At 69.2% G+C, this 8,811-nt stretch carries 11 protein-coding genes; 6 read left to right on the forward strand and 5 right to left on the reverse strand.

What is annotated here, in order from left to right; all coding sequences use genetic code 11:
- The 4 genes from JWP28_RS18040 to JWP28_RS18055 all read right to left on the reverse strand — a co-directional run.
- On the reverse strand, positions 1 to 877 hold an 877-nt coding region (locus JWP28_RS18040; protein WP_366143826.1), incomplete at its 3' end, for a MotE family protein.
- A gap of 5 nt (positions 878 to 882) precedes the next feature.
- Complete coding sequence (locus JWP28_RS18045) at positions 883 to 1,404, reverse strand: DUF6468 domain-containing protein (protein ID WP_299545089.1); 522 nt, start codon at positions 1,402 to 1,404, stop codon at positions 883 to 885.
- On the reverse strand, positions 1,401 to 2,489 hold the full coding sequence (gene fliM / locus JWP28_RS18050; protein ID WP_299545091.1) for a flagellar motor switch protein FliM: 1,089 nt from the start codon (positions 2,487 to 2,489) through the stop codon (positions 1,401 to 1,403). The genes JWP28_RS18045 and fliM overlap by 4 nt, the downstream gene beginning before the upstream one ends.
- A 39-nt stretch (positions 2,490 to 2,528) precedes the next feature.
- On the reverse strand, positions 2,529 to 3,119 hold the full coding sequence (locus tag JWP28_RS18055; RefSeq protein WP_299545093.1) for a flagellar basal body-associated FliL family protein: 591 nt from the start codon (positions 3,117 to 3,119) through the stop codon (positions 2,529 to 2,531).
- Between the two features lie 218 nt (positions 3,120 to 3,337).
- Here JWP28_RS18055 and flgF point away from each other — a divergent pair, with 218 nt between their 5' ends.
- From flgF to JWP28_RS18085, 6 genes are read left to right on the forward strand one after another with little or no spacing between them, the layout of a single operon-like run.
- On the forward strand, positions 3,338 to 4,078 hold the full coding sequence (gene flgF, locus JWP28_RS18060) for a flagellar basal-body rod protein FlgF (protein ID WP_299545095.1): 741 nt from the start codon (positions 3,338 to 3,340) through the stop codon (positions 4,076 to 4,078).
- 15 nt (positions 4,079 to 4,093) lie between these two features.
- On the forward strand, positions 4,094 to 4,882 hold the full coding sequence (gene flgG, locus JWP28_RS18065) for a flagellar basal-body rod protein FlgG (protein ID WP_299545096.1): 789 nt from the start codon (positions 4,094 to 4,096) through the stop codon (positions 4,880 to 4,882).
- Positions 4,883 to 4,885: 3 nt separating this feature from the next.
- On the forward strand, positions 4,886 to 5,629 hold the full coding sequence (flgA, locus tag JWP28_RS18070; RefSeq protein ID WP_299545098.1) for a flagellar basal body P-ring formation chaperone FlgA: 744 nt from the start codon (positions 4,886 to 4,888) through the stop codon (positions 5,627 to 5,629).
- Between the two features lie 14 nt (positions 5,630 to 5,643).
- The gene (gene flgH, locus JWP28_RS18075) at positions 5,644 to 6,369 is read left to right on the forward strand and encodes a flagellar basal body L-ring protein FlgH (protein ID WP_299545100.1); all 726 of its coding nucleotides are present in this window, start codon (positions 5,644 to 5,646) and stop codon (positions 6,367 to 6,369) included.
- A gap of 45 nt (positions 6,370 to 6,414) precedes the next feature.
- The gene (locus JWP28_RS18080) at positions 6,415 to 6,681 is read left to right on the forward strand and encodes a type II toxin-antitoxin system prevent-host-death family antitoxin (RefSeq protein ID WP_299545102.1); all 267 of its coding nucleotides are present in this window, start codon (positions 6,415 to 6,417) and stop codon (positions 6,679 to 6,681) included.
- Positions 6,656 to 7,081 carry a type II toxin-antitoxin system VapC family toxin gene (locus JWP28_RS18085; RefSeq protein WP_299545104.1) on the forward strand — a complete coding sequence of 142 codons (426 nt, stop codon included), beginning with the start codon at positions 6,656 to 6,658 and terminating at the stop codon, positions 7,079 to 7,081. Before JWP28_RS18080 ends, JWP28_RS18085 begins: the two co-directional genes overlap by 26 nt.
- 144 nt (positions 7,082 to 7,225) lie before the next feature.
- Here JWP28_RS18085 and dxs read toward each other — a convergent pair.
- Positions 7,226 to 8,811, reverse strand: a 1,586-nt coding sequence (dxs, locus tag JWP28_RS18090; RefSeq protein ID WP_299545106.1) for a 1-deoxy-D-xylulose-5-phosphate synthase, incomplete at its 5' end; no start/stop codon positions are given.

Genomic DNA, 8,811 nt, shown 5'->3' on the forward strand with positions numbered 1-8,811 from the left:
GGGCAGCGGGCGGCGAGGCCGCGGCCTCTTCGCTCGGCGGCGCGGCCTTGCGCGGCGCGGCCTTCTTGATCTGACGAGCGGGCCTGGCCTTGGCGGGCGCGGCCTTGGCGGGCGCAGCGCCGGTCGCCGCGGCCGGGGCGTCGGCCTGGGCGGCGGCGGCCTGCGCCAGGGTGTGGGCCGCGGTGAAGCGGTGGGCCAGGGATTCGGTCAGCTTCTTGGCGTCCTGCGGCGGCATCTGGCCGACGATCGCCGAAAGCGAACGCTCCTTCATCTTGGCGGCGATCGGCAGGCGCACGCTGTCCTCCAGGATCGCCATGCGCGGCGCGGCGTCCTTGGCCTTCATGCCTTCGAACACCTTCACCAGGCGATCGACCTCGCTCGCCTCGCGGCCATCGGCCTGGGCCAGCAGGTTCTGGACGTCGCTCTTCAGGCCGGTCAGCGCCCGCATCTTGGCGTCCACCTTGGTCTCGGCGGCGGCGAGCAGGGCGAGCTGGGTCGAAAGGTCGGATTCGCGCTGGTCGAGCTGAGTGCGCCGCGCCCCGAGGTTCTGCAGCTGCTGCAGCTCGGCGGGCGAGAGGCCGGCTTCCTTGGCCAGCTCCGCGGCGGTCGGCGCGCAGACGCCCTTGGGCTGGATCGTCGGCGGCGGGAGGGCCGTGCCGGCCGCATCCTTGGCCTCGCCGGTGACGGCGGCGGCCTTGTCGGACGCCTTGGCCTTGTCGGTCTTCTCGCCCCTGGCGGATTTGGTCTTGGCCGCGGCCTCCTCGGCGAAGGCCCTGGCGCCGGAGACCAGGCTCGGCAGGTCGCGCGCGCCGGCCAGCGCATTGATCGCCAGGACGCCGCCGACGGCGATGCCCACCAACGGCAGGATGCGGGGCATGGATTTCACCGGGTGGCTCCACGGACGTCGTTGAGGGTCAGCGGCTCGTCGTCGAACAGGTCGTCCTCGACGCTGCGCCGAAGCGGCGGGGTCGAGCGCAGGGGCGGGGCGGGACGCTCTGTCTGCGCGAGGCGTTCCCTGGGCGCGACGCGCTCCGGACGGGCTTCGCGGGCCGCGGCCAGGAGGGCGCCCAGGCGGCGCTCGGCGACGGGGTCGGCGGTCGCGGCCGCCTGGCGCTGCGGGACCGGGGCGTGGTCGATCAACCGTTCGAGCTTGGCCGCGACGCTGCGGCCCTTGTCGATGCGGTCGGCCAGGAGGTCGATGGCCTCGTCGGTGGCGGCGCGCAGATCGGCCAGGCCCTGTTCGGCGCGGGCTGCGGCGGTGTTCAGCTCGCGCACGGCGACCGCGAAGCCGTCGTGGCTGTCGCGCAAGGCCTTCAGCCGGCGGTTCAGCCGCCAGCCCATCCCGAGCGCTGCGACCAGGAGCCCTGCGAGAAGCAGGTTGAGAGCCAGTCCGACGATGCTCATGGGGTCCTCTGCACGGCTTGCCGGGCGCTATGCGTCAGAGGCGCCTCGACGCGGACGGCGATGTGGGAGTTGCGGCGGCCCATGCGGCCGCGGGTCAGCGGAATGACGCCGGCGCGCAGCTCGATGAGGCTGTCGGGCGTGGCGTTGAGCATGAGAGTGTCGCCGACCTTCAGGTCGAGCACCTGTTTGAGGCCCAGTTGCTGCTCGTCGAGCACGGCGCGGACTTCCATCTGGGTGGTCCAGAGCTCGGTGGCCAGGTGGCCTTCCCAGATGTTGTCGCGGCCGAACTTCTCGCCCATGAACTGCTGCAGCAGCATCTTCCGGATGGGCTCGAGCGTGGCGTAGGGCAGCAGCAGCTCGATGCGCCCGCCGCGGTCTTCCATGTCGATCCGCAGCTTCACCAGGATCGCGGCGTTGGCCGGCCTGGCGATGGCAGCGAAGCGGGGATTGGTCTCCAGCCGGTCGAGGGTGAAGGTCACAGGCGTCAGCGGCTCGAACGCCTCGCGCGCGTCGGACAGCACCACCTCGACCATCCGCTGCACCAGCACGCGCTCGATGGTGGTGTAGGGCCGGCCTTCGATGCGCATGGCCGCGGTGCCGCGCCGGCCGCCCAGCAGCACGTCGACGATCGAATAGATCAGGTTCGAATCGACCGTCAGCAGGCCGTAGTTGTTCAGCTCCTCGGCGCGGAACACCGACAGGATCGCCGGCAGCGGGATCGAGTTCAGGTAGTCGCCGAAGCGGATGGAGGAGATGTTGTCGAGGCTGACCTCGACGTTGTCGGAGGTGAAATTCCGCAGGCTGGTGGTCATCAACCGCACCAGGCGGTCGAAGACGATCTCCAGCATCGGCAGACGCTCGTAAGACACCAGCGCGGAGTTGATGATCGCCCGGATGCCGGTTCGCTCGCTGCCCTCCTCCTCGGAGAGGTCGAAGCCCAGCAGGCTGTCGATTTCGTCCTGGTTGAGGATGCGTTCGGACTGGGAATCGGCGTCGCTGGTTTCCGGCCAGCCGTTGGGGTCCTCGCCGGCGAGGCCGGCGGCGGCTTGCGTCTCTTCGGCTGGGGTTTCGGGTTCGTCGGCCATGCGTGACAGCGATCGCGCGCGCTCCTTTCAGAAGGGGCGCTAGTTGATCAGCATCTCCTCGATCAGAACGGCGTTGGCCTTCGACGGCGCGATAACCAGGTTCACGCGGCGCAAGATCTCCATGCGCAGCTGGTACGAGCCCTGACTGCCCGACAGGTCCTCCGGCCGCAGTTCGCGCAGGAAGCTCTGGAACATGTCCTGCAGCCTGGGCATGTTCGGCTCCAGCTCGTCGACCGTCGCCTGGTCGGGCAGCTCCAGCGTCAGCTTCAGTTTCAGGAAGGTCGGCCGTCCGTCGGCGGTCTGCATGTTCACCACCACATCGGGCATCGTGTAGAAGAGCACGCCGTCGGGCCCCTCGGTGACCTGACCGGCGACCCGGTCGTCCTTCTTGCCCTTTTCGCCGCCCTTCTTGGCCGGCTTCTTCGCCGCCTTGCCAGCATGGGCCGCGTCGGGCTTGGGCTTGAGGAAGATGAAGGCCGCGCCCCCGCCGCCGCCGAGCACCACGAGGGCGCCGGCGCCGGCCATCAGCATCATCTTCATCGAGAGCTTCTTCTTGGGCTTGCCGCCCTCGCCCTCTTCGCCCTCGGCGACTTCCTCCTCGGGAGCCTCCTGGACCTTGTCCTCGGCCACGCGCGCGTTCCTTAGAAACCTGATCCCCGATCCAATCGCCCAGGTTTGGTTAAGAAGCGGTTTTTAACGGACATTAACGGGGGCCAACCCTGCCCGGCATTTTCCGCCGCTGGGCGCCCATTAACTTTGTTGTTTGTTGAAATCGCTGGGCTTTTCAATTGGCCCGAAGCTTGCAGCCCTGGCGGCGAAAGTATCGCGTCTTCCGGGGCCGTGAATTAATGGACAACGCTCTCTACGTCGGACTGTCGCGCCAGATGGTTCTGCGGCGCCAGCTGGACATCATCGCCAACAACATCGCCAACGCCGACACCAACGGCTTCAAGGTCGAGTCCATGATGACCAAGGAAGTGCCCGGCCCGCCGGCGTTCACGGCCGAAGGTCCGAGGCCGGTGAAGTTCGTCGGCGACGACGGCGTGGCGCGCGATTTCGGCCAGGGCGCGCTGCGCCGCACCGACGCCCCGCTGGACGTGGCCATCGACGGCCCGGGCTTCTTCAAGGTCACGTCCAAGGGCGGCGAGCGCTATACCCGCGACGGCCATTTCCGCACCGACGACACCGGGCGGCTGACCACCCAGAACGGCGATGTGGTCTCGGACGACGGCGGCGGCGAGATCACCGTCGATCCGGCCAATGTCGGCGAGGTCACCATTTCCGCCGACGGCACCGTCAGCCAGGGCACGCTGCGTATCGGCAAGGTCGGCGTGTTCCAGTTCAACAACCTGTCGGCGCTCGAGAAGACCGGCGCCAACCAATACCAGAACGCCTCCAATCAACAGGCCGCGCCGGTCGCCGACCCGAAGGTGCGCCAGGGCATGCTGGAGGGCTCCAATGTCAATTCGATCGTGCAGATCACCCGGATGATCGAGGTCAGCCGGGCCTATGAACAAGTCACCCAGATGATGTCGTCCGAGGCGGACCTGTCGCGCAACTCGATCGCGCGCCTCGGCCGGCTCCAGTAGTCAAGGAACCGAGCGATGCAAGCTCTTAGAACCGCCGCGTCCGGCATGGCCGCCCAGCAGCTCAACGTGGAGGTCATCTCCAACAACATCGCCAACATGAACACGGTGGGGTTCAAGAAGCAGCGCGCCGAGTTCCAGGACCTGCTCTACCAGACCCTGCAGCAGGCGGGCGCCCAGTCCTCCGACCAGGGGACCATCGTGCCGACCGGCGTGCAGATCGGCGCGGGCGTCAAGGCCGGGTCCGTCTATCGGATCAACACCCAGGGTTCGACCACCGCCACCGGCAACAAGTTCGACCTGGCCATCAACGGCCGCGGCTTCTTCCAGGTGCTGACGCCCACCGGCGACCTAGCCTACACCCGAGCCGGCAACTTCGCGATCAACGACCAGGGCCAGCTCGTCACCCAGGACGGCTACCAGGTGCAGCCGGCGGTCTCGATCCCGCAGGACGCCAGCGACGTCACCATCTCCGCGTCCGGCCAGGTGCAGGTGACCCAGCCCGGCTCGCCGACGCCGACCGTCGTGGGCACGCTGGAGCTCGCCACCTTCATGAACGAGGCGGGGCTCTCGGCCCAGGGCTCCAACCTCCTGAAGGAGACCGCCGCCTCCGGAGCGCCCACCACCGGCACGCCCGGCGCCGCGGGCTTCGGCCAGCTGATGCAAGGCTACACCGAGGCCTCCAACGTCGATCCGGTCACCGAGATCACCGCCCTGATCGTCGCCCAGCGCGCCTACGAGATGAACTCCAAGGTGATCTCCACGGCCGACAACATGCTGGGCGTCGCCAACCAGGTGAAGTCGTAAGCCATGCGCGCGCTCGCCATCCTGACCCTGACCCTCGCCATCGCAAGCCCCGCCCTCGCCGGCCAGGCCGTGACCCTGCGGGCCGACACCGCCGACGCCGACGGGATCGTCACGCTGGGCGACCTGTTCGACGGCGCGGGCGCTGCGGCCAACGTGCCGGTGGCCACCCGCGAGGGGACCAGCGTCGCCCTGGACGCGGCGGCCGTGCAGCTCGCCGCCCGCCGCGCCGGCCTTGACTGGCCGAACGCCGAGGGCCTGCGCAAGATCGTGGTGCATGCAGGCTTCGCGGGCGGCCGGGCTTCGGCCCCCGCCCAGCGCGGCAACGTCGAGGTGCTGACCTATGCCCGCAGCCTCGCCGCGGGCGAGATGGTGCAGCCGGCGGATCTCGTCTGGACCAAGGCCGCCGCCATCCCCAGCGACGCGCCCTCCGACGCCGACGCGGTGATCGGCCAGGTGGCCAAGCGGCCGCTGCGCGCCGGGGCCGTCGTCCAGGCCCGCGACGTGGGCGCCGCCGTGGTGATCAAGGCCGGCGACCTGGTCACGGTGACCTACGAGGCCGACGGCATCGCGCTTACCCTGCAGGGCAAGGCCATGGGCGCCGGCGGCGTCGGCGAGACCCTGCCCGTGCTGAACACCCTTTCGAAGAAGGTCGTCCAGACCGTGGCCGTCGGCCCCGGCCAGGCCGTGGTCGGCCCGCAGGCCGACCAGTTCAAGGCCACCCATTCCCTTCGCTACGCCGCCCGTTAAGAGGAATTAGTCGCATGCGTACCCGCCTCGCCGCCGCCCTGCTGATCCTCGCCCCGCTGGGGGCCTGCACCACGGTGAAGGAAGCCATCCACGGCCCCGAGCTCGCGCCGGTCGGCTATCCCGCCGCGCTGGCGCCGATGGACCAGAAGATCCTGGCCCGCGACACACCGCAGCCGGCCAGCCCCAACTCCCTGTGGCGCGTCGGGGCCCGGACCTTCTTCAACGACCAGCGCGCCTCCAAGATCGGCGACATCCTGACGGTGCAGATCGAGATCGACGACAGCGCCAAGACCACCAATTCCACGTCGAGTTCGCGCACCTCCGGCATGACCGCCGGCATCCCGCACCTGCTCGGCCTGGAATCGAGCCTCGGGAAAATCCTGCCGGGCGGCTACGACCCGGCCAACGCGCTCTCCACCAACTCCAAGACCACCAACGACGGCGCGGGCGCGGTGAACCGGGCGGAGAAGATAAGCCTGACCATCGCCGCCGTGGTCTCCGGCGTGCTGCCGAACGGCAACCTGGTGATCCAGGGGACCCAGGAGGTGCGCACCAACACCGAGGTGCGCCAGCTGACCGTCGCCGGCATCGTGCGGCCCGAGGACATCACCTCGTCCAACACCATCAAGCACACCCAGATCGCCGAGGCCCGCATCAACTACGGCGGCCGCGGCGACATCAGCCGCGTCCAGAAGACCCCGGCCGGCCAGTCGCTGATCGAGCGGTTTACGCCGTTCTAGGGAGAACCCAGGACAAAATAGCTATCGAATGGCTATATTTTCCGCATGAGCCATCACAGCGTCGTCGAGGCGAAGAACAAGCTGTCCGACCTGATCGCGCGCGCCGAGCGAGGCGAGGACGTGGTGATCACCCGCCATGGGACGCCGGTCGTCGAGTTGAAGGCCGTAAAGCCTGCAGGCAGGCGCATGACACAGGCGGACTTCGACTGGCTTGATGCCCACAGGGTCAAGCTGGCTCCCGGGGCGCCTAGTTCGGTGGAGCTTGTCCGCCAGATGCGCGACGAAGATGACGAACGTCTACTTCGACGCTAGCGCGCTGCTCCCGCTGTTCTTTGAGGACGAATTCAGCGATCGCGCCAAGAGGTTGATGGCGCAGCAGGTGGACCTGGCGCATGTCAGCGACTGGACGATCACCGAAGCCTTCTCGGCCATCGGGCGCGCTGTGCGGATGAAGTTGATCGACCGCCAACGGCTCGACGATCTCTGCAGCACGCTGGACGCCTGGGCCGCCTCGGTTGCGCGGCGGGTCGAGATCGATCCAAGCGACATCCGCCACGCGGAGTCCGCGCTGCGCCGCTTCGAATTCAACCTGCGCACGCCGGATGCCCTCCACATCGTGGTGGCCCGCAGGCTCGGCCTGCCGCTTGCGACCTTCGATCGCAACATGGCGGAAAGCGCCCGGCGTTTGGGCATTCAGGTGATCGATGCGTAGCCACCGCGGCGACATCGGCCGCGTCCGGAGGACCCCGGCCGGTCAGTTGCTGATCGAGCGGTTCACGCCGCGTGAGAGGCCACCGCGGGGCGCTGCCGCCGGCCGATCCCCGCGCGGCTAACCGCTTCTTGGCAGCTGCGGCGGCTAGGCCCGCCAGCCCTTCGCCGCGATGTTGTCGGCCCCCAGCGCGGCCAGCGCGCCGCGGACGATGCCTTCGGCGTCGAGGCCGGCCAGGGCGTACATGGCCTCGGGCTTGTCGTGGTCCTGGAAGACGTCGGGCAGCACCAGGCTCCTGACCTTCAGGCCGCGGTCCAACGCGCCATGCTCGGCGAGGCTCTGCAGGACGAAGGAGCCGAAACCGCCGACCGCGCCCTCCTCGACGGTGATCAGCGCCTCGTGTTCGCGGGCGAGCCGCAGGATCAGGTCGACATCCAGCGGCTTGGCGAAGCGCGCGTCGGCGACGGTGGCGGAAAGCCCGCGCGCGGCCAGCATGTCGGCGGCCTTCAGCGCTTCGCCCAGCCGCGTGCCGAACGACAGGATGGCGACCGCCGTTCCTTCGCGGACGATGCGCCCCTTGCCGATCTCGAACGGCTCGGCCAGCGCCGGGATCGGGACGCCGGTCCCCTCCCCGCGCGGATAGCGGAAGGCGCTCGGCCGGTCGTCGATCTCCACGGCGGTGGCGATGGCATGCGCCAGCTCGGCCTCGTCGGCCGGGCCCATCAGCACCATGCCGGGCAGGGCGCCCATGAAGCCCACGTCGAAGGAGCCGGCATGGGTCGCCCCGTCGGCGCCCACCAGGCCCGCGCGGTCCATGGCGAAGCGCACCGGCAGGCGCTGGATCGCCACGTCGTGCACCACCTGGTCGTAGCCGCGCTGCAGGAAGGTCGAATAGATCGCCGCAAACGGCTTCATGCCGTCGGCGGCCAGGCCGGCGGCGAAGGTCACCGCGTGCTGCTCGGCGATGCCCACGTCGAACATCCGCTCGGGGAAGCGCTCGCCGAACAGGTCGAGGCCGGTGCCGGACGGCATGGCCGCGGTGATCGCCACCACCTTCGGATCGATCTCGGCCCGCTTGATCAGCTCTTGGGCGAACACCTTGGTGTAGCTGGGGGCCGCCGCGGCGGCCTTGGCCTGCTGGCCGGTGACCACGTCGAACTTGACCACCGCATGGTGCTTGTCGGCGGCGGCTTCGGCCGGCGCGTAGCCCTTGCCCTTGTGGGTGACCACATGGACCAGCACGGGTTTGTCGGTGATGGCGCGGGCGTTCTGCAGCACGTGGACCAGGGCGTCCATGTCGTGGCCGTCGATCGGGCCCACGTAGTAGAAGCCGAGCTCCTCGAAGAAGGTGCCGCCGGTGACCATGCCCCGGGCGAACTCTTCGGCCTTGCGCGCGGCTTCCTTCAGCGGCCGGGGCAGCGCCCGGGCCACCGACTTGCCGACCCGGCGCAGCGACTGGTAGCCGCCGCCGGAGACCAGCCTGGCCATGTAGGCGCTCATCCCGCCCACCGGGGGCGCGATCGACATGTCGTTGTCGTTGAGGATGACGGTCAGCTGGCGGGTGGTCTCGCAGGCGTTGTTCATCGCCTCGTAGGCCATGCCGGCGCTCATGGCGCCGTCGCCGATGACGCAGATCACCCGGTTGTCGCCCCCGGAGAGGTCGCGGGCCACGGCCATCCCGAGGCCGGCGGAGATCGAGGTCGACGAGTGCGCCGCGCCGAAGGGATCGTACT

Source organism: Phenylobacterium sp. (assembly GCF_028290885.1).
Taxonomy (GTDB): domain Bacteria; phylum Pseudomonadota; class Alphaproteobacteria; order Caulobacterales; family Caulobacteraceae; genus Phenylobacterium.